Raw genomic sequence first — 19,794 nt, forward strand, 5'->3', positions numbered from 1 at the left:
ATAATTAAGGTTAAAAAATTGAAATATTCAATCAGCACAGATCATGCTTCAAAGCAAAAAGTACAAGACCGGCTCTGTTTTTTATATCCAGTTTTACAAAAACCGAATCTCTGTAACCGTCAATAGTTTTTGGACTGAGGCACATTTTGTCAGCTATTTCTTTATAGGTGAGTTCACTGCAGGCCCATTTAATAAATTCTTTCTCTCTGTCTCTGAGCTCTGAAAGTAAAGAGGCGTTTTTGGCTTCTTCTGTTTTTACTTTCAGTAACTTTTGGGCTACAAAATCAGTATAAAAGCTTCCTTTTTCATATACCGTTTCAATAGCCTGAAAAAGGATAGAAGGCTGCATGTCTTTCAGCAGATAGCCTTTAGCGCCTGCTTTCAGCATTTTAATCAATATTCTTTCGTCATCATCCATGGTAAGGGCAATAACTTTAATATCAGGGTAGTGCTCGGTAAGCCATTCGGTAGTTTCTATACCATTTTTATAAGGCATATTAACATCCATCAGTACTACAGCAGGTAATTCCGAAGCCTGTTCCACACCTGCAATAAATTCTTCTCCGTTGGGATGGTTCATAATGACCCGATATTGAGTGTTTTCTGTGATCATATTCTCCAGTGCTTTGGAGATTAAAGTATGATCATCAACGATCGCTATGGGAATAGTTTTCATAATAAATTTTTATGATAGGTTATCAAAGTTTGTGTTCCTTTATTGAGTTCTGAGTGTATAGACAGCTCAGCATGAATCAGTTTGGCCCTCAGTTCCATGTTTTTTAATCCTGAGCCATCCTGAATAATACTGGTATCAAAGCCCCTTCCGTTGTCGGAAATACTGATGTGTAATTTTTCACAGTCATCCTCCATGTGTATGGAAACATTTTTGGCTTTGGAATGTTTCAGAATATTATTGATACTTTCCTGGATAATTCTGAAAAGGATCAGTCCATGTTTTGGAGAAATATCAATATCCTGTTTTTGGGTGATGAATTCTATTTTTAATAATTTCAGTTTTTTAATCCTTTTCACTTCTCTTTCAATGGATTCTGCCAGTCCGAAATGAATGATCTGCTCAGTGATTAATGTTTTAGACAGGTTTCTGATGTCCTGTATACATTCACCCAATAATTCATTGAGTTCAATCAGGTCCTCTTTCTCTGTGTTTTTGAGTTTGGTAATCAATTGGTTTTGGCGTAAGCGGACCACAGATAGTTTTTGTCCCAGATCATCATGCAGTTCCTGACCGATATAATTGAGTGTTTGTTCTTTCATTTCTACCTGTGAGGTGGCCAGCTCCTTTTCAAACCGTAAATCTTTCTCTTTTTGCTCAATCAGCAGGCTTGTTTTTTTCCTGATAAAAACCGCATAGATGAAGACCATTGTCAAAACAACGATGAATAAAGTAATCGTAAAGATGATGACCAGATTATTCTCTTCCATATCTGCAAAGCATTTATCTTATTCTTTCCTGTTTGTTCCAGAGTAAGCCCAATATGAGGATACCGTTACTGATCAGATTCAGCATAAATAAAATAAAAAAATAAATAGTCTCTGATACAGTAGTTCTGAAAAAGAATATCGGGATGCTTCCAATAAAGAATATCAGAAGAGCAACTGATATCCAGAATGGTAGATAATTTTTAATTTCCAATACTTTATCAGAATTAAAGGTTTGGTACAGGAACAAAATAATTGAAAACAGCAACAGAAGAATATCTGCGTAGAGCATATTAAAAGAAAAATGATGAAGCAGATCATCTTCTGTATAAAACATCACGACAATATTCAGGACAAAAAGAATCAGGATGAGGGTCTGTATCTTTTTGAGCAGCGGAACATATAATAATTGGTAATAATACAATAAGTATAAAAAAAATACAATCATTAAAAAACCAATTACATAGAAAATGTCCGTAGGCAGATTGGTCAGCTTGAAATAGAAATAACAGGAAATATCAATCAGGGAAAACAACAGATATCCTATGATAAAAAATAAATTCTCCTTTCCGGTTTTTCTATATTTTATGACCATTAGAATCATCACGACAATGGATATGGCCATCGATATCTGTTTCCCTGTTTCAATATTCCAGTTCATAGTTTTGTGTTTTTATGGCATAGTTCCTGACAAAGCTTTTGGTGGAGGTGCCAGATTGGTCATGTTCATAGATTCTATAGAAGGCACATCTGTATTTTCCTCTGTGCTGGCAGACCTGGCCATTACCTTGTTGTTTTCTCTTTTTTGGGCCGTAGGTACTAAAAATATGGTCTGATAGCCTGCATATTCCGGTTTTGCCATTCTGTTTTTAGGGTGATTCATCGGGTATTTCCCCATGTAAATCCTGATTCCTGGATTTTTTAATTTTTGTTTTCTGGCATTTTCTTTTACATATTGAATATAGCCTTCCATATCTTCCAGCGAGAACCAATACCATCGGGAGTCTGGCTCTCCATTTCTGTACTTCATGAGAATTTCATGATTGGTTCTTGTGTATTCATCAAAAAGAACCCGGCCTTCACGGTAGCTGATCAGTTTCTTTTTATAACTGTTGCTTACAGGTTCTTTAGGGGGTTCGGTGCAGCTAAACAGACAAAAAGCCAGAATAAGAGCTGCACATACGGGATTTAAAATCTTAGTAAAAAAGGAAGTTTTCATTTTTATGGTTTTTAATTTTATGGAACAAAATTAGCGAACGGCACAACTATAAAAAAGGGTGAAAACACTGTTTTTATCCTTTACTAAATTTACGACTTTTTGATATTCAGTTGAATATGAATTGCAAGGTTTGTTTTTTTAATTGAAAATATTCAATGGTATTCTTTATAAATAAAATTAAAACCATGATGAACATTCATGGTTTTGTAGGAAAGGGTTTACTCTTTTATCCTCTCTTTTTCAATCTGGTTTTCACCCCAAATTCTCAGATAATCAATAAAAGGAATGAGTTCAGCACCGGTTTCCGTTAAAGAATATTCTACCTTAGGAGGAACCTCATGATAAACTTCTCTATGGATAAGGCCGTCATCTTCCAGCTCCCGGACAGTTTGGGTAAGCATTTTAGGGGTGATGTCGGAAAGAGTTTTACGAAGTTCACCGTACCGCATAACCGTCTTCAAATGAAGATACCATAAAATACGGCCTTTGTATTTTCCTCCAATCCGTTTAAAGGCATAATCAACAGGACAGGATGGCTCTTGGGTAATTTTTTTTATTTTTAACATTTTTTCAATGGTTTGATAATCAGCATTAGTATGTTTTTAGTGTGTAGATTACAAAAAAGTACATACTTGCTGCAAAGATATGATGAGACTACATTTGTCCCATAATTAAAATCAAAAAAATGAAAGCTGTTATTTTAAACGAAGCCGGAGGTGTTGGAAATCTTCAATTTGCAGAAATAGACAAGCCTGTCATAGGAAATGATGAGGTGTTGGTAAAAGTAGTATCGGTAAGCATTAATCCTGTAGATGTAAAGTCCAGAGCTTACGAAGGAGTTCTGCACTGGATTTTTGAAGAAAACAGACCCGTTATTTTAGGGTGGGATATCTCGGGAGAAGTCGTGGAAACCGGAAAGGATGTAACAGATTTTAAAACAGGAGATGAAGTCTTCGGGATGGTCAACTTTTTTGGAAAAGGAAATGCCTATGCTGAATATGTTGCGGCTCCGGCAGCGCATCTGGCATTAAAGCCCCGGAATATTACCCATCAGCAGGCTGCTGCGGCCTCAATGGCGGCTTCAACGGCATATCAGGCATTGGTGGATGTTGCTGGAATTAAAAAAGGGAGCAAGGTTCTGGTTCATGCCGCTTCAGGCGGTGTTGGGCATTTTGCTGTTCAGATGGCGAAGTATTTTGGGGCGTATGTTATCGGCGTATCATCCGGTAAAAATAAAGAATTTGTTTTGTCGCTGGGAGCGGATGAACATATTGATTATACAACGGAAAACTTTCATGAAAAAGTACAGGATGTAGATATCGTGATTGATACTCTTCAGGGAAAAACGTTATCTGATTCGGTAGATGTTGTCAAAGAGAACGGAATTATCATAACGCTTCCGACTCCTGAGATTCCTGAGGATATTGCAGAGAAAGCCGGGCAGAAAAAGGTGAATATTCAGTTTATGATGGTACAGTCCAAAAAAGAAACTGCAGAAGCAATTGCGGGCTTACTGGAGCAGGGAGCATTGAAACCATCCATTTATAAAATTTTCCCGTTTGAAGATATCGCACTGGCTCATCTGGAGGTTGAGACCAATCGTGTTGCAGGAAAAGTAATAGTAAACCTGTGAAAAAATAAAAAACCAGGAAATAATCCTGGTTTTTTATTTATTGTGAGATAACCTTTACAATAGCCGGGGGAATGGCTTTTTTTACAATAAAAGTTTCGTAGGTTGGATTTTTGATATTTTTAGCAACCGCTTTTAAATAGTTTAATTCAGGATAAAAGAAGGAATTGAAATCCTGAATCTCTATATGTGATGGTATTGCAACCGAAGAAACAACAACTATTTTATCATCTATCAATGCACAATAATGCTTGTCTATGTAAAAAGAGAAATAATTCCTGAATGCATAGGTATAGTCCAGCGGACCATTTTCTGGCATTTTACTATCTAAAGAAAGATATCCGGTAAGGATCTTATTGTCTCCATTTTCAGTTTTATCATTCTTTTCGTCAGGGAGTTTAAAGCTGTATACGAATTTCCCTTTATAGTAAACATCAAAAAGCTGAATTTCTGGAGTATTTTTAAAATCAATAAGCTGCAGAAGGTTTTTATTACCATCATTATCAATAATCTCTTTTTTAAATCTAAAGACAGGATGAATGATAACCTCAACATGATCCATGCTTGTTATCAAACCTGTTCTATTTTCCCCATATTTTACATTAGCATCTATCATTTTTCTTACATATGACAGGGCTGCTTTATTATATTCCCCTTTATTGTATTTATAGACAATAGTGTCTGTTTTATGTTGTGAAAAGCTAAAAGAGCTTATCAATAAACAAGAAAATAAGACAATTAAGTTTTTCATATTTTATGGTTTTGAAAGTGAGAATATATTATAAACAGTTTCTGATAGATTATAGGTGTTTTGGAAGCTACTCAGCTGGCCATTGCTTCTTCCTGAATACGGATCAAAAAAGTTGATATGTTTCATTCTTGAAAAATCCTCACTATATTTTATTTCAGTAACCAGAACGGCATGCCCTTGTCTGTTCCCGGCGGCTTCTGTTGTGCTAAAGCCCAGATATACAGGGTGACCCGACTGCAAACTTTCAACAATGAATTTTACAGCCTGTTTTGTCAATGCTGAAGGAATTCCTGAATGGAAATAATAGTCATTCTTTGCTTTTGCTTCATATAAGGCATCTACTTTCAGCCCGAATTTCTCGAAATACTCTTTGGTTTGATCAGCACGTACTCCTCCGGATTGATTGGCTTCTTTTTGCTGAAGAGAAACATCAAGATCTACACCTAAATATTTTGCAGCAGCTCTTGCTACTGTAGGAACGCAATCTGTTTCACCGGTCTGAGGTTTGTCAGCAGCAATATCCATAGATGCGGTTTTCCATTCTACAGCTTCTGCTCCTTCATGAGCTAAGTGATTCAACCCGGAAGTTAATAACCCCTGTTTTAACCCATCCCAGAAATTACCTCCTGCAATGGAAGATGAGAGACCTCCGGAAAGGCCGCCGGAAGCAAGCATCAGGGCTTTTAATAACCCAACATTTCTGGAACCAAAAGAGCTGATCGAGATAGAATTCCCTTCAACGGAAAATTTATATCCTGATTCTCCTAATGCCTGTACTCCACTGGATACTACAGAAGAAATAGCTCCGCTCATAAATCCTGAAATAAATTTTCCTCCGCCAATTTCAGACATTGCTCCTCCTGACAAAGCATGCATCCCCGCCTGGAAGGCTGCCTTGCCGACGGTTAACGTCTGTGAAAATATAGAGGTGGCGACACTTCCAATTCCAAAACTGATGATGCCGCTCGCAAGCCCCGTTGTAATGGCCTGTCCCATACCATACCAATACGGAACACCATTAATAGTGTTAATGACAGCATGTGTTACAGCAGACACGACTACAGCAATGATAAGAACTGCACCTAATCCGATATTTCCACTTGGGTCAGTATACAATAAAGGATTATTGGTTACATAGCCGAATTTATTATAACTCTGTGTATTAAAAGGATCCTGGATAATAGTATCAGGGCTAAGGAATCTCCTCATGATAGGATCGTAGATCCTTGCATTCATATGAATAAGACCTGCCCTCCAAAGGTGTTCATGACCCGTATATCCTCTGTCTATAAGGAGAGTTTCCCCATTGAACTGTTGCAGGTCTACAATTTGTCCTCCAACCATCAATCCTTTAAGATTTCCCCACGCATCAAAGAACCGTTTTTCAACAATAGAACCGTCATCTTTTGAAATGGCTAAAATACTTCCCAAATGATCACGATGAAGATAGTAGTTTTGAGACTCCTGAGATCCACTCAGAAAGCTGACAACATCTTTTTTAATATAATTTGCAGAATAAGGATCTCCTGTGATATAGGTAACGATCTCCAGTCTACCGCCTCCTTTACCAGATCTTCTTGTAAATTCTATAGCACCGTCAGCAGAATAATATTTTCTTTTCCCTGAAGCTTCTGAAATCATAGAATATCTTGATTTCATTACGTTGTATGTAAAAGCTAAATCTTCTTTGTTAGGAACCTTAACCGTTAGCGGAGCGTTGAATGCATTGTATGTTACTTCGGCAAAACCTCGGTTGGTATTTACTTGTTGACCATTTGCATTAAGAGCAATATTGTTTAGTTTATAATCGGACTCGCCATTGTAGTTATAGTAACCAAGGTCAAGATTTGCAGCCATTCTTCCTCTTTTATCGTAAGAATACTGATTGGTTACAGTGCCATTGGTTGTTTCCTTTAATAGGCGGTTTAATTTGTCATATTCAAAAGTTTCACTCTTTCCAAAATCATTGCTGTTTCTGGATCTTAAAACTTCTTTATTGACGTCAAAATCATACATCATATCCAGTGCAATCAGGCCTCCTTTGGCATGATTCATTCTTAAAAGAGTTCCGTCCTGCGGACTGTAATAGTTATTGATAACATAACCATTGCCATATTCCATCTGCGTAGCCTGATTCAAGGCATTCACCGAAGATGTGTGCCATATCATCTTATTGGCATTAACGTCGTTCTGCTGTGTCAGGATACCATTACTGTCATATACATTTTTTGTTTTTGAGGTGGTTGTATAGGTATTTTCATTCCAGACGGCAGAAATAGTCGTTTCATCTACTCTTCCGAAGGTGTCGAAAGTCAGGTTACTACTGTAAATAAACTCCGGAGTTTCCTCTTTCTTTCCTTTGATACGATAGTACTGATCGTATTCTGTGGTATAGGCAAAGTTTTTTCCGTTGCTTGTTCCATAGATCTTTTCCAGAAGCTTACTCGTTGGATTGTACTGATAGTACTTTTCTATAGAAGTATTTTCTGCCGGGGTTTTACCGTATGTTTTTTCTGAAATGGTTTGTCCGTAATCATCATACTGTAATACGGTATATCCTTTAGGAGTGTCTTCACGAAGTAATCTTCCCAGAATGTCATATTGATAGGTATATGTACCTGAGGAAGGGTCTACAATTTTCTTCTTGTTTCCCCAGTCATCAATTTCAAAAGTAGTTTTGCTGCCTTCATAATTGGTTTCTTTTAAAGATCCGTTGGCATAGTAGGTGTAGTTAATTGTTCCGCCATGGTCCTGCTGAACAATCGTGTTACCAAAAGCATCCAGTGTTTTTGATATCTTTTTATAGCCATCATCAACGGTTACTTTTAATCCTTCGTAGCAGGTAATAACTGTTTTTCCTGTATAAGTAACATGCTTTACCGCTCTGTTGTAAGCATCATATTCTATTGCATTCCATTTCGTCTGCTCGCCTTCAAAGAAAGGCTCAGATTTTTTTATTAATTTTCCGAAAATGTCATATTCGCTCTTTTTTACAATCCATTTGCCATTGGTACTTTGGGTTTTGGTTTGTATTTCTCTGTCGAATTCATCATATGCTGAGATCGTTTCTACTCCTCCTTCTCTCTTTTTTGAGATCTGGTAAATTCCTCCTGGAATTGCCGAAGCAGAAGATTTGCTGATGGTGGTTTTCTTACCCAGATAATCAGTAAATGAAGTGATATTACCCCAGCCATCATACGCATAATAAGTTTTTAATCCTCCGATAGCGGCTGTTTCTTCTAAAAGCCTTCCTGTTGTATTCACTACCGTGGAAGCTGTTAAGCCATCAGGAGTTGTTGTGGAAGTTCGGTAACGATTCGTTGAGTCGTAATCATATGTAGTAGTCTGAGAGGCAATTCCTGCAGAAGAAATTGTTTCCTGCTTCAGATTCCCGATATTATCATAGACAAAGCTCTTATTTAATGACTGAGAGTTTTGGCTGAACTTCTGAATTTCTTTAATCGCTCCATTTGTAGGATAATAAGTACTGACCTCTTTTGCGGTAAAAGTGTCACCCTGTCTGAAAGAATTATTAACCTGTTCACTTATTTTCCCGTAGAAATAATGAAGACCATTAGTGAATTCCGGCTGATAAGTAAAGTTGGAATGTGTTATTGCATAATCACCATAATTGATCCATGTTTTCTTTAATTTAAGATCGTCGGCTTCATCATAGGTATATCTTTTAATGACATTTATCTTTCTAAGGTTGTCAGTGGTTCTTTCCTCTATGCTGAGAATAAGGCTCTGATTTCCTTTTATGAATTTTTGATTGATGAAATCAGTCTCTGTTAAAAACTTGGAAATTCCTCCGTAGGTACTTTTTAATAGAACGTTATCCAGTAAAGGATCTTTGGTATTTACTGTCCAGAAAAGAGCATTAGCAAGCTTTTTATTTCTGAATTTTCCGTTTTGAAGAACAGATTCATATCCGTCAGATACATAGGTTTTTTGGAATCCTAGAAGGCCTCTTCCGTCTAGACTTTGTACAGCATTCTCATAACGGTATTCTTTTGAAAGAATCTTTCCACTGAAAAGAGTATGAATCTTATTAACCAGATATAATGCCCCGTTGGTCTGATGGGTATATAACGGATATTTTAAATCATTATCCTTGTGCACATAGCAGATTTCTTCCTTTGTATCAAGTTTCATCATCGGACGGTATTCAACTTTTTGCAGAACGGTAGAACCGTTATTCACCTCCTGAATCTGTTTTTCCAGGAAATTATTATTGTTGAATGTAATCTTAAATTCAGACCCGGTAGTGATGTCAAAATTACTGATAGATGTCTTGTAGGTATTTAAGAAATTAACCTCGTCAGAAACGGTGAAAAGAGAGAACGGTGTTATTTTCTCATCTTTTAAATCAATTTCCTGATTCAGCTTGGTAAACGAAGTATTTCCGTTGCTATCTGTAGTATTGACAAAGAATTTGACCTTATTAAATCCAGGCAGGAGGGTCATATAAATTCCCGGAATATCTGTATTGGTAATGGCTGAATGCGTTGGTCCTACATATTGAGGGAAACCGGGAACAAAACATTTATATCCCTGTTGAGCGTTGATGTATACGGCTGGTAAAGCTTGTGCTGTGGCATTATAGCAGGAGTGTGTATAAACCTGCTCGGTATATAAATCACCAACATTTTCGTAGGTAAAATTGCTGATCAAAGGGTTCTGATCGTTATATCGTATTTTTCCGAACTTTGTGATGGATACGAGGTCGGATTTGCCATCATTGTTGATGTCTGTTACCACCACATTTCCTACAGCAAATCCTGTCATTGAGTTGTCAGGTCCCCATAAAAATAAATCCCATCCGGATTGCTTAGGAATTGTTTCATCCTGTGAAGGCTTAATATATGCTAGTTTTTGAGCCGTAAGATCAAGCTGGCTCGGAATAAATTTTTTACCATCCGAAGTGTACATCCACCAGATAAATTGTGGTGTGTTTTCAATAGCAATCCTTAATTTTGAAAAAGGATTCATAGTATTGAATACAATCTGTGGTGTTACAAAATCTGTAAGGCCGTCTCCATTGAAATCTCCTAAAAGAATAGGAGTTATAAGTTTTCCGTCACTATTATAGCTTAGATCATTTAAAATGTTTGTTGAGGACTGCCCTGCAATATCACCAAATGGCTTTATGGTCATATCATTTACATTGATCTTATAAATACCATATTGGTTGCCAGATATGATCATAATTTCCGGGACTCCATCACCATCCATTTCCAGAAGCCTGTAATTGTCTTCTGTAAGGAGAAGAGAGGTTACTGCAAACTCTTTTCGGGTAATAACATCACCTGTTTCTTTACCTATTTCATATAAATAAATTTTCTGGCTGGTCTGTGTATTTCCACTGATATAAATAAGATCGAAAAGGCCGTCATTATTAAAATCTCCCGGAATAAACATTTTATGGGCTATTCTGGGAGGAGATGTGTAGGTGGTCTGCCCCTGAAAACCACTGGTAATCCATGGAATCGAAGGACCTCCGGAGAGGACTTTTGTTTTTCCTGTTTTGAAATCCCGAATTTCTATCTGTCCCTACAGGGATTCGTGTGTTTTGGAAAGTGTATTGACAATGATCAGCTGATCATTAGTCGTAATTTTATTGTCATTAATTAATGTTTTTCCCGTAAAGATTCTGGTATGGGCATTAACATAGGTGCTGGGAGTTATCTGGCCGTAAGGGCTGTTAAGATAAAATATAGGATTTCGTATACTGCCCGGCTCCGGTGGAGGAGGGTTAGATCCAAAACCTCCGGTTGGCCCGCTTCTGAAATCAGTAACGGTAGTTGATACATAGAATATATCGTTTCCACTATTGTTATAAAGGTTACCTGCAGTGACATCTCCTAAACGATAAGTACTGGCAGGAGTAATAGCAAGTTGACGCTTTGTTACCTCAGCTGTCCCTGTAGAATTGGGAGAATTATAATTGAAGTTGAGCGGTCTCAGGCTTTCTCCGGCCTCATTGAATACATTGATGGTTCGTAACCTTTCATTACTGTCTGCATCAACAAAATCATAGCTGAAAGCATACTTTCTGTAATCACCGGAATAAGTAGACCCGGTGACAATTTCAGAAATGACTTTGCTGTTGATATACTGCTGCCCGTTTCTATAGATTTTTGCAATTTTTTTGCGGTCTTTGTATAATACTTTTAAATAAAATTTATCTGTACCGGTGTCTGTGCCTCCATAAGATATTTTATCCAGCCTTGGGGTATTATTTGTAATGATATAAGTGTAATGGATTTCATTGTCAAATGAATCTGCCATTTTTACAATATAGTGCTGCCCTGGTGAAAGCTCATTATACCAGGCAATTTTTCCGTCCGTGTACTGAATAATGAAACTATATGTTCCGGATGATTTCGTAATCTTAATCTTGGAAAAATTTTTAGTAATATATTCAGTATCCGATTTTTTAAGGAGCCTTTGACCATCTAAATAATAAGGGTCGTTGTCGTCAAACTGCGGACCTATGGTGATCCCGTCTACATTCTGGCTTTTTCCTCCTCTGCTGATAACAGAAAGACCCGTAAAACTCCATCCCCATCCGGCATTTCCGTTTCCTGCCTGGCTATTGTACACCAAGGCGGCATTGGGCTGAAAATTATTTAATCCTTTTAAGGTTTCTAGAGGAACGGTATAAGTAAGGGCACCCCCCTCGCTGACAGACATTTCTGATTTTACAGAAGGAATAAGAGAAAAGTCTGGCGAAATCGTCTTGGAAGAGTTCGGTTGGTTTTCTCTATACCCCGAAGTATTATACTCAAGAGATACAGATGTTGCTTGCTGAGCTCCCACAAATTGTGCTAAGGACAGAAGTGCAAGAACTCCAAGAAATTTTATATTTTTTATCATATGAATTGATTATGATCTTATATCGATACTATTAATGCATAGGCCATAAAGAATAGAGCCTGTCAAAGATTTTTTATTAGCGCTTCATTACATTTTTGCCCACAACTTGCCCGCTGATTAGCGTAAACTTAGCTACGTATACACCAGTAATCTGGTTTCCTAAACTAAAACTGAAATTGAAATTTGAAGAATCCTGCAGATTATTTTTGGTAAATAAAAGAGCCCCCGTTCCGCTGAATACCTGAACGGAAGTTACTTTTCCCTGGGCAATACCTGTAATACTTACGTTGGCAATATCTGTGGTAGGGTTAGGAGACAGTTGGATGGCCATTTTAATTTGTTCCAGATTATCCGCTGCATTAACTTCTTTAGCCATAACTGTTTCAGCTAATTCTGTTTTTAAAAGGGCATTGTTGATAGCAGAGCTGTTTCCTCCCTCATCAAAGCTAAATTTTTTGCTTCCCGAAGTAAGTCCTGCATTAAGAGATTGAGTAACATAAGGAATTGTATTATCACACTTATTATCAATAAGATCTCCTGCGTTTGAGTCCCAGGTCAGTATATCATAATTCTGAGCTAAGATATTTCCTACATAGTCGTCAAGAGGCTTAATAGGAGGCACAACGGTAGCAACCAGCGGATTGGGAAACTGAGGAGTATTATAATCATACTGCCAGTCTTTAACATCATAAAATACACTGGGATTAGCAACCGCATTAGCTCCTACAGAAACTCCCATATTATTGCCGTCCTGCTGGAAAGAAACTCCGGAAGCTACTATTTCCTGCTGTAAATTGTGGCCGACAACCTTTTTAGCAATAAGCTCTATCGTCTCATCAGTATTGCTTAACTTGATGACATTCTGATAGATAATCTGGTCTTCCTTGCCTTGTGTGGTAGAGAAAAAACTAGGGAAATAATCACCTCCCGAGTTATTATTAGCCACAACGACCATAAACTGTTTAGACTTTATGATTTTGTCAGGCAGATCAAAACTTCCTTCATTATCCCTTAATTTCCAATCCTTAAGATTAAGGTCCGTATCGCTGGCATTAAAAATTTCAATAAACTCCCCGCGATGTCTTTTTCGTAACTTTTCAAATAGTTCAGGAGTAGGATTTTGGTATGGACCATAGTTTACATCTATGTATTCCGAATAAGGGGTGTCTCTGTAAACCTCAGTGATAACAAGCTGAGCAGAAGATAGAAGGGGAAATAATATAAGTACCCCTCCAAATAATTGTTTTTTCATGGTTGCTGGGAGAATCTATATTTTATTTAAAAACTTTTGAAGTTTCTGTAGGTGAGAAGATTGGGAAAAATTTCTGTTTTGATTAAGCTGTGCTATTTTTTGTTCCCATGGATCTGAACTTGTCGTAAGATCTTTTGCATTGATGACCAGATAAAGAAATTTTTGGGTTAAATTTTCCTGATTGGTTTTTTTCAGATACTTAATAACGAGTACATTCACAGCATCTATTACAGAGGTATTTCTTATTCCGGATTTTTTCTTTAGTAGAGAATTAATATTGTTTTCGGCCTCAGTAGTTTGATTTTGCTGGAGATAAAAATCTATTTTTTTGCACAGAATGATAAATTCCTGATTTTCATCTGTTTTCTTTTGCTCCATTTCGGAAAGAAGCTGCTGAAGTTTTAGAGTATTTGAAGGCTGATTTTTTTTAGCAGCATTATAATAGGAAGCCGCACTCCAGAAATTTTGTTTTAATTGGTGATTTTTCTCTTCAATGGACAAGAGTGTTAGGAAATCTCTCTTTTGTTTAGCAAGTCTCCTTGTCCAGTAAACAGCTGAGCGGTCTTTAGGATAAAGGTTATGATATTCTTTAGCCAATTGCATTGCCTGTGCAGCATCGTGGTTTTTTATATTTCTTTTAATAAGAATAAGATAGAGTTCTCTGATATGATTTTCTCTTTCTTTTTTATAAGGTTTATTCTTAAGGAGAGTAAGTTTGGAGGTAAGCTCGCCGTTGGTTAAATGATCAAAACGGGCCTTAAAAAGTTTTTGATTTTGTTTGTGCTGCTGTTTTACCTGAGAATTTTTCTTATGATGAATCTCGCCTGCATTGAAGGAAATCAGTTTATTTACCTTGGCAAGCTGGTGTTGAAGTGTTTGGTCACCAGGATGTTGTGCAGCAAGCTCAGAGAGCTTATTTTGTGCTACAGAAAGAAGATCCTTATTCTTTAGCCGGCTCACCTTTTTGTTTCCTGTGGCCATTTTTATATACTGGCTGTATAACCTCTGTTTCAGTTCTTTGTTGTTAGGGTACTGTTGAACTGCATTTTCTAAAATCTGAATATAAGCGGATTCCTGCTTGGGCTTTTGAAAAATACACCGCCTTAGTCCGTCATAGGCTCTTGCCTCCTGCGGACGGCTGGAAATTATCTGTTCATATTTTCCTTTTGCCTTAGCCCATTTTTTCTCCTTGCAAAATGCCTTGGCACTCTTAAGAAGAGTATTAACATCATCGTTGGTTAGGAGGTTTTGTGGACTAGAAGTGGTTTTGGAAAAAAAATAAGAAGGAATAAGCAACGCACCAGCACTCAAAGCTGAAAGTTGCAAGAATCGTTTTCTGGAAACCATAAAGTTCGTGGAAATTAGTGTTTTTAAAAAAATAAAGGGAAGGTAGGTTACCATTACTGAATAATAGGCCTGCTCTTTCGGTTTAACTTTAATAAACTCTAATCGTTTTCCTTCCCTTAACGGAGGCAAATATAGTTAAAAATGTTAACTGGTAAATAGTATTTTGAGAAAATTTTTCTCTTTTCTTGGAGTGTTAAGCTGTTTGTAATTGTATTAAATACAGTGTTTTGGGTGTTGGTAAGTTAATGTGAAAATCATAAATGTATTTTATTTTATAATTGTTATTTTACTTGAAAATATCTTAGAAATTGTATATTTCTATTTTTAGATATTAATATCTCCAAAAATCAAAAAAGTGACCTATTTTTATTTAAAATGTAGTATGAACTGAAGTAAAATTGAAAAAGAAGATTAAAAAAATGATCAGCGAAACAATCAGTGGGAGATAAGAAACGACCTGTTACCGATTGGAGGAGTTTACTTTCTCCACTTACTATAGTTCCCTTTCAGAGACTATTTTATAATTTCAAATTTCGTAACTGGAATTATTGGAGTATCATCTGCCGGATCTGTACTGCTAAAAAAAGACAATTCTCCACTGGTTGCTTTCAGAATAAAACCTTTCTTGGGAAATGCTGCATTGGGGATTGTTACTCTTTTTATAGTATGATGTTTTGGGCTTAGAATAGAATATATCCAGTAAATAAAACGAAAATAATTAGATCTCTATAACGAGGAAAAAGATGGGACATAATGGCTTTTGTTTTTAATTAAAATTTATTCCGTAAATATTGTCAATAATATGAAATTAAAATAAAAACAGGAGCGGAAATCAACTTCCGCTCCTGTTAAACAAGATTAAGTGTAAAATTTAGCCTTTAAAGGCAAAAGGATAATTCAAATGTGAACAGATTTTTATTGAGTCTTAATCTATGTTTAAGGGAATTGATAGTAATGGTATTTTATTCTTATAGGCCATGATGGCTGTTTTGCTTCGATGAAAAAGTGATTCTACAAGATTGTATTTATAAGGAACCATGGTTAAAAGGTCTGGGCTGGTGAGCCTTATTTCCTCCTCGATCGCCTTGATCACTTCGATGGACTGAATCATCTTAAAGCTGTATTTAATATCTTCCAGATCATACCCGGAATTCAGGTCCATATCATGAATAACTTCAGTAAAATCTTCTAACCTTTCACTTACATTGAAAACCTCAACTTCAGCATTAAATTCATTAATGAAATAATAAATGTCATTCATGGCAGACCAGGTCATACTTTTGTGCGTATCATAAGCAAAAAGAATTTTCCTGATTCCTGTGTATTCTATATGAGCGGGAACAATGAGAATTGGCTTTTTAATTCTGTGAATAGCTCTTGTTACCTTATTTCCCAAAAGCTTCTGTTCCAAAGTTTTCTCCGCCATTCCCATCACGACAAAATCACACTCATGAAGCTGCATACAGTTTTCAAGCTCTTCAATAAAATTGCCAGAAGCCAGATGATGTTGGGTTTCGACAGTATATAATCTTTTAAGCTCAGCAGCTTTATCCTCCAGTTTTTTCTGATTTTTAAGCGTCTGGGCATAGAAAAAATCAGCTGAAGCCTGTGCATTCAAAGCATGAACAGAAACGGTTTGCAGACTAAAAAGTATAATCCTGTATGTATTTTCTTTAGCCATAGAAGCAGCATAATGAGTAGCATTTTCAGCTTCCTGGGAAAAATCTGTGCAGACAATTATTGTTTTCATTGTACCGGATTTAATACCACAAAACTATGATAGACAGTTATTCCCTGACTGTAAAAATAATGTGATGTTGCATAAAATGATGATGAAATGTATTTTTCAGGTGATGAACCGTAACATTCATTTGAACGCTGCTATTTTACGTTTCAGGTATCGTTTTGGCGGTCTCGTCTAAAATAGAAGATACTCATATAAAATCTATTTCTATATTTACATTCATAAAGTCCCGGATATGAATAGGATTTCTACCATCAGGAAAAAAATAGTACGGAATAAGAAGATTCTTTCCACCATGAAAAGAAGGCTGGTGATCTGGGCACTGGCAGTGGTCACTTTCTGTGTTTTCTCCTACCTTATCGATCCCTTTGATCCCGTTTGGAAGGGGTATCTGGACGCTCCGCTGAAGATGATTCTGGAAGATGCCACATGGATTATCTTTTTTTCAATCATTATCTCGGAGGTAAGTATATTTATAGACCGGACGCTCAATAAGTGGCTTCCCTGGAGAAACAGGACCGTAAAGCGGTTATTCATCCAGTGTTTGCTTCAGATCGTAGGAAGTGTTTTGATTGTGATTATTATTAATGCAATCGTAGACGGCACTTCAGTTACATTACCTGAAATGGATTCCCGCAAAGAATATACACTGCTGGGACAATGGATTGCAACTAATATCGTCATATCATTGATTATCAGTGCTTTTAATACCGTGGATTATTTATTGGAAAACTGGAAAAAAACAGCAGTAGAAGCTGCCCAGCACAAACTGAGAGCCTCAAAACACAAACAGGCTGCAATGGCGGCAGAGCTTCAGGCACTCAAGCTTCAGATAGATCCGCATTTTATTTTCAATAATTTAAGTGTGTTGTCAGAACTCATCCTGGAAGATCAGCAATTGGGATATGACTATTCCGAAAAGTTCGCGAGAGTATACAGATACTTATTGGTCAATTCCAAAAAAGACATTATCGCCGTAGAAGAGGAACTCAAATTTTTAGAATCCTATATCTTTCTGATTGAAAAAAGAATTGGGGAAGGCGTGATATTCAGAATAGATATTCAGGAAGAATACAGATCGAGATTTACCCTTCCGCTGTCTTTGCAATTGCTGGTTGAAAATGCCATCAAGCACAATCAGACTTCTAAAGTAAATCCTTTGGAAATCAATGTTTATACAAACCAGGAAGGAGAACTGGTTGTCTCCAACACATTTCTTCCTTTAATCAACAAACCGGATTCCTCAGGAGTAGGGCTTACCAATATCATTGCACGTTACGAAATCTTAGGGTATCCTAAGCCTGTGATAGAAAGAACTGAAGATAAATTTATTGTAAAACTCCCATTGATATGAAGATTAATAAAGTTTTAATTGTTGAAGACGAAAGACCCAATGCAGACAGGTTAAAAAGGCTGTTGTTGAAGTTAAGACCCCATATTGAAATCCTGTCCGTGGAAGACTCGATTACCTCCACCGTACACTGGCTGGAAAATAATGTCGTTCCCGATGTTATTATGATGGATGTACGCCTTGCAGACGGTCTTAGCTTTGAGATATTCAACAAACATGAAGTTAAAAGTGCAGTCATATTTACCACTGCTTACGATGAATATGCAGTTCAGGCATTTAAATACAACAGTGTAGATTACCTTCTGAAACCTATTGAAGAAGAAGAGCTGGATGCTGCCTTAAAACGCTACGAAACCTTTATGGAAGCCGTTCCGGTAGTAGGAACAGCCATTGAAGGCTTATTAAATTATATCCAGCCAAAAGACTATAGAAAACGGTTTCTCATCGCCCACAGAGACGGATATAAAACCGTTCTGGCAGAAGATATCCTATACTTTTATACCGAATTGGGAATCAGCAAGGCTATGCTGAATACCGGAGTGGTAGAGAATGTTCCACAAACCCTGGAAGAGCTTGAAAAACAGCTGGATCCCAAATTCTTTTTTCGTGCCAACAGACAATTTATCATACACATCAATTCCGTAAAGCAGATTTTAAATCATTTTAATGGAAAATTGAAGCTAGAATTGAGGAAACAGCCTGATATGGAGGTAATTGTAAGTCGTGAAAAAGCCTCTGTTTTCAAATCCTGGATGGATTATTAATCCTCGAAAATACAGACAAGGCTGTCTCAAAAGTCAAATAGAATGGCACTTTTGAAACATCCTCTTTTTCGTTTTAATTGTGAAATACATTAGTTTATCCTTAATGATTTCACTCTTATTTCCACATGAAAATCTCTTTTTTACCATAATTATAAAGGAAAACAACTGTTTTCCTTTCATTTTTCCTATCATACGCTTCACCTGCGATTAACGACACTTCACCCAACTTCTTAATGAATATCACTATAAGATGAAGTTATTTTGCTCCTGTAAAATTTAAAAACCAATGTTATGAATTACAGAAAAGGATATCTGGTACTTTCACTTACAGCTGCAGCGGTACTTTACTCATGTGGCTCCGGGAGCGGCCAGGAAAATGCTCAGCAGATGCAGCAGGCATTGCCTACAGATTTTATCCAGGTAAAGTCCGGAGATGCAGATGTGTCTACAGGGTATCCGGGAAGCATAGAAGGACAGGACAATGTGGATATCAAAGCACAGGTGACAGGATATCTGGAGGCAGTATATATCAAAGAAGGACAGTATGTAAGTAAAGGACAGACCCTTTTCAGAATAAATCCATCCGTATACAACGAGCAGGTAAATACCAATGAAGCCGCCTTGAAATCAGCGCTGGCAGCACAGGAAACAGCAAGACTTGAAGTAGAAAAACTGAAACCCCTTGTAGAAGGAAAGGTAGTATCAGATATGCAGCTGAAAACAGCGCAGGCAAGCTATAAAGCCGCGTCAGCACAGGTGGCACAGGCACAGTCTTCTTTAGGTTCATCAAAGATCAATGCCAATTTTACCTACATTAAAGCTCCTGTTAGTGGTTACATCGGAAGAATTCCAAACAGAGTAGGAAATCTTATCAGTCCTTCTGATGCAGCTCCATTGACAACGCTTTCAAGCATAAACAGTGTGAACGTATACTTCTCAATGAATGAGGCTGATTTTATCGCTCATAGTAAAGCTGCAGTATCTGGAAATAATACAGAGGATGTAGAACTTATCCTTGCAGATGGTTCCACCTATTCTCTTAAAGGAAAACTTGAAAATGCCAGCGGAAACTTTGACAGAAATACAGGAAGTATTCAGATGAAAGCTGTTTTTCAAAATCCTGATAAATTATTAAGAGCCGGAGGGACGGCCAGAGTGATGATTCATAATGCATTGAATGGTGTGATTAAACTTCCGAAAACATCGGTGAAAGATATTCAGGACAGATTCTTTGTCTATAAACTCAATGGCAAGGATAAAGTGAAAATGACTCAGATTACGGTTTCAGGAAGTACATCTCAGGATTACTTCATCAAAGAAGGAGTGAACGCAGGAGATAAAATTGCCATCAACAGAATTGATGCCCTTACAGACGGAGCACAGGTGGTGGCACACACCGTTCCTTTGAAATAGTTGT

Annotated in this window: 15 protein-coding genes; 4 read left to right on the forward strand and 11 right to left on the reverse strand. The window is 37.1% G+C overall.

Features of this window, described 5'->3' with window-relative positions; translation table 11 throughout:
* Positions 1–31 precede the first annotated feature (31 nt).
* The 5 genes from FB551_RS16315 to FB551_RS16335 form a co-directional block, all read right to left on the reverse strand.
* Positions 32–676 carry a response regulator transcription factor gene (locus FB551_RS16315; RefSeq protein WP_047426725.1) on the reverse strand — a complete coding sequence of 215 codons (645 nt, stop codon included), beginning with the start codon at positions 674–676 and terminating at the stop codon, positions 32–34.
* Positions 673–1,443 (reverse strand): sensor histidine kinase, encoded by a 771-nt coding sequence (locus tag FB551_RS16320; protein WP_047426727.1) that lies wholly within the window; start codon positions 1,441–1,443, stop codon positions 673–675. Before FB551_RS16320 ends, FB551_RS16315 begins: the two co-directional genes overlap by 4 nt.
* A 13-nt stretch (positions 1,444–1,456) precedes the next feature.
* A complete protein-coding gene (locus FB551_RS16325) occupies positions 1,457–2,101 on the reverse strand; it encodes a hypothetical protein (RefSeq protein WP_142018264.1) in 645 nt (214 codons plus the stop codon).
* Positions 2,102–2,113: 12 nt separating this feature from the next.
* A complete protein-coding gene (locus tag FB551_RS16330) occupies positions 2,114–2,659 on the reverse strand; it encodes a hypothetical protein (protein ID WP_142018265.1) in 546 nt (181 codons plus the stop codon).
* 218 nt (positions 2,660–2,877) lie between these two features.
* The gene (locus FB551_RS16335) at positions 2,878–3,225 is read right to left on the reverse strand and encodes a winged helix-turn-helix transcriptional regulator (RefSeq protein WP_142018266.1); all 348 of its coding nucleotides are present in this window, start codon (positions 3,223–3,225) and stop codon (positions 2,878–2,880) included.
* Between the two features lie 119 nt (positions 3,226–3,344).
* Here FB551_RS16335 and FB551_RS16340 point away from each other — a divergent pair, with 119 nt between their 5' ends.
* Positions 3,345–4,292 carry an NADP-dependent oxidoreductase gene (locus FB551_RS16340; protein WP_142018267.1) on the forward strand — a complete coding sequence of 316 codons (948 nt, stop codon included), beginning with the start codon at positions 3,345–3,347 and terminating at the stop codon, positions 4,290–4,292.
* 37 nt (positions 4,293–4,329) lie between these two features.
* Here the strand turns inward: FB551_RS16340 and FB551_RS16345 are convergent, their stop codons facing one another.
* From FB551_RS16345 to FB551_RS16370, 6 genes are all read right to left on the reverse strand, one after another.
* Positions 4,330–5,040 carry a hypothetical protein gene (locus FB551_RS16345; RefSeq protein ID WP_142018268.1) on the reverse strand — a complete coding sequence of 237 codons (711 nt, stop codon included), beginning with the start codon at positions 5,038–5,040 and terminating at the stop codon, positions 4,330–4,332.
* 3 nt (positions 5,041–5,043) lie between these two features.
* Positions 5,044–10,461 carry an RHS repeat-associated core domain-containing protein gene (locus FB551_RS16350; RefSeq protein WP_142018269.1) on the reverse strand — a complete coding sequence of 1,806 codons (5,418 nt, stop codon included), beginning with the start codon at positions 10,459–10,461 and terminating at the stop codon, positions 5,044–5,046.
* Between the two features lie 132 nt (positions 10,462–10,593).
* Entirely contained in the window at positions 10,594–11,919 is a 1,326-nt protein-coding gene (locus tag FB551_RS16355) for a SpvB/TcaC N-terminal domain-containing protein (RefSeq protein WP_142018270.1), read from the reverse strand.
* A 76-nt stretch (positions 11,920–11,995) separates the two neighbouring features.
* Entirely contained in the window at positions 11,996–13,171 is a 1,176-nt protein-coding gene (locus tag FB551_RS16360; protein ID WP_142018271.1) for a lamin tail domain-containing protein, read from the reverse strand.
* A 15-nt stretch (positions 13,172–13,186) separates the two neighbouring features.
* Entirely contained in the window at positions 13,187–14,518 is a 1,332-nt protein-coding gene (locus FB551_RS16365) for a tetratricopeptide repeat protein (protein WP_142018272.1), read from the reverse strand.
* Between the two features lie 925 nt (positions 14,519–15,443).
* Complete coding sequence (locus tag FB551_RS16370) at positions 15,444–16,268, reverse strand: universal stress protein (RefSeq protein WP_047426749.1); 825 nt, start codon at positions 16,266–16,268, stop codon at positions 15,444–15,446.
* A 229-nt stretch (positions 16,269–16,497) separates the two neighbouring features.
* Here FB551_RS16370 and FB551_RS16375 point away from each other — a divergent pair, with 229 nt between their 5' ends.
* The 3 genes from FB551_RS16375 to FB551_RS16385 all read left to right on the forward strand — a co-directional run bounded on the left by FB551_RS16375 (position 16,498) and on the right by FB551_RS16385 (position 19,790).
* The gene (locus FB551_RS16375) at positions 16,498–17,616 is read left to right on the forward strand and encodes a sensor histidine kinase (protein ID WP_142018273.1); all 1,119 of its coding nucleotides are present in this window, start codon (positions 16,498–16,500) and stop codon (positions 17,614–17,616) included.
* The gene (locus tag FB551_RS16380) at positions 17,613–18,377 is read left to right on the forward strand and encodes a LytR/AlgR family response regulator transcription factor (RefSeq protein ID WP_110009065.1); all 765 of its coding nucleotides are present in this window, start codon (positions 17,613–17,615) and stop codon (positions 18,375–18,377) included. Before FB551_RS16375 ends, FB551_RS16380 begins: the two co-directional genes overlap by 4 nt.
* A 291-nt stretch (positions 18,378–18,668) precedes the next feature.
* A complete protein-coding gene (locus tag FB551_RS16385; RefSeq protein ID WP_052186729.1) occupies positions 18,669–19,790 on the forward strand; it encodes an efflux RND transporter periplasmic adaptor subunit in 1,122 nt (373 codons plus the stop codon).
* Positions 19,791–19,794 lie beyond the last annotated feature (4 nt).

Source organism: Chryseobacterium aquifrigidense, assembly GCF_006716485.1.
GTDB classification, from domain to species: Bacteria; Bacteroidota; Bacteroidia; order Flavobacteriales; family Weeksellaceae; genus Chryseobacterium; species Chryseobacterium vietnamense.

What these genes read in the sequence shown, in the direction of transcription:
- FB551_RS16355 (WP_142018270.1), bottom strand. Translation starts at nt 11,919, where the DNA reads ATGATAAAAAATATAAAATTTCTTGGAGTTCTTGCACTTCTGTCCTTA.
- FB551_RS16335 (WP_142018266.1), bottom strand. Translation starts at nt 3,225, where the DNA reads ATGTTAAAAATAAAAAAAATTACCCAAGAGCCATCCTGTCCTGTTGAT.
- FB551_RS16345 (WP_142018268.1), bottom strand. Translation starts at nt 5,040, where the DNA reads ATGAAAAACTTAATTGTCTTATTTTCTTGTTTATTGATAAGCTCTTTT.
- FB551_RS16385 (WP_052186729.1), top strand. Translation starts at nt 18,669, where the DNA reads ATGAATTACAGAAAAGGATATCTGGTACTTTCACTTACAGCTGCAGCG.
- FB551_RS16370 (WP_047426749.1), bottom strand. Translation starts at nt 16,268, where the DNA reads ATGAAAACAATAATTGTCTGCACAGATTTTTCCCAGGAAGCTGAAAAT.
- FB551_RS16350 (WP_142018269.1), bottom strand. Translation starts at nt 10,461, where the DNA reads ATGTTTATTCCGGGAGATTTTAATAATGACGGCCTTTTCGATCTTATT.
- FB551_RS16360 (WP_142018271.1), bottom strand. Translation starts at nt 13,171, where the DNA reads ATGAAAAAACAATTATTTGGAGGGGTACTTATATTATTTCCCCTTCTA.
- FB551_RS16380 (WP_110009065.1), top strand. Translation starts at nt 17,613, where the DNA reads ATGAAGATTAATAAAGTTTTAATTGTTGAAGACGAAAGACCCAATGCA.
- FB551_RS16320 (WP_047426727.1), bottom strand. Translation starts at nt 1,443, where the DNA reads ATGGAAGAGAATAATCTGGTCATCATCTTTACGATTACTTTATTCATC.
- FB551_RS16325 (WP_142018264.1), bottom strand. Translation starts at nt 2,101, where the DNA reads ATGAACTGGAATATTGAAACAGGGAAACAGATATCGATGGCCATATCC.
- FB551_RS16330 (WP_142018265.1), bottom strand. Translation starts at nt 2,659, where the DNA reads ATGAAAACTTCCTTTTTTACTAAGATTTTAAATCCCGTATGTGCAGCT.
- FB551_RS16340 (WP_142018267.1), top strand. Translation starts at nt 3,345, where the DNA reads ATGAAAGCTGTTATTTTAAACGAAGCCGGAGGTGTTGGAAATCTTCAA.
- FB551_RS16315 (WP_047426725.1), bottom strand. Translation starts at nt 676, where the DNA reads ATGAAAACTATTCCCATAGCGATCGTTGATGATCATACTTTAATCTCC.
- FB551_RS16365 (WP_142018272.1), bottom strand. Translation starts at nt 14,518, where the DNA reads ATGGTTTCCAGAAAACGATTCTTGCAACTTTCAGCTTTGAGTGCTGGT.
- FB551_RS16375 (WP_142018273.1), top strand. Translation starts at nt 16,498, where the DNA reads ATGAATAGGATTTCTACCATCAGGAAAAAAATAGTACGGAATAAGAAG.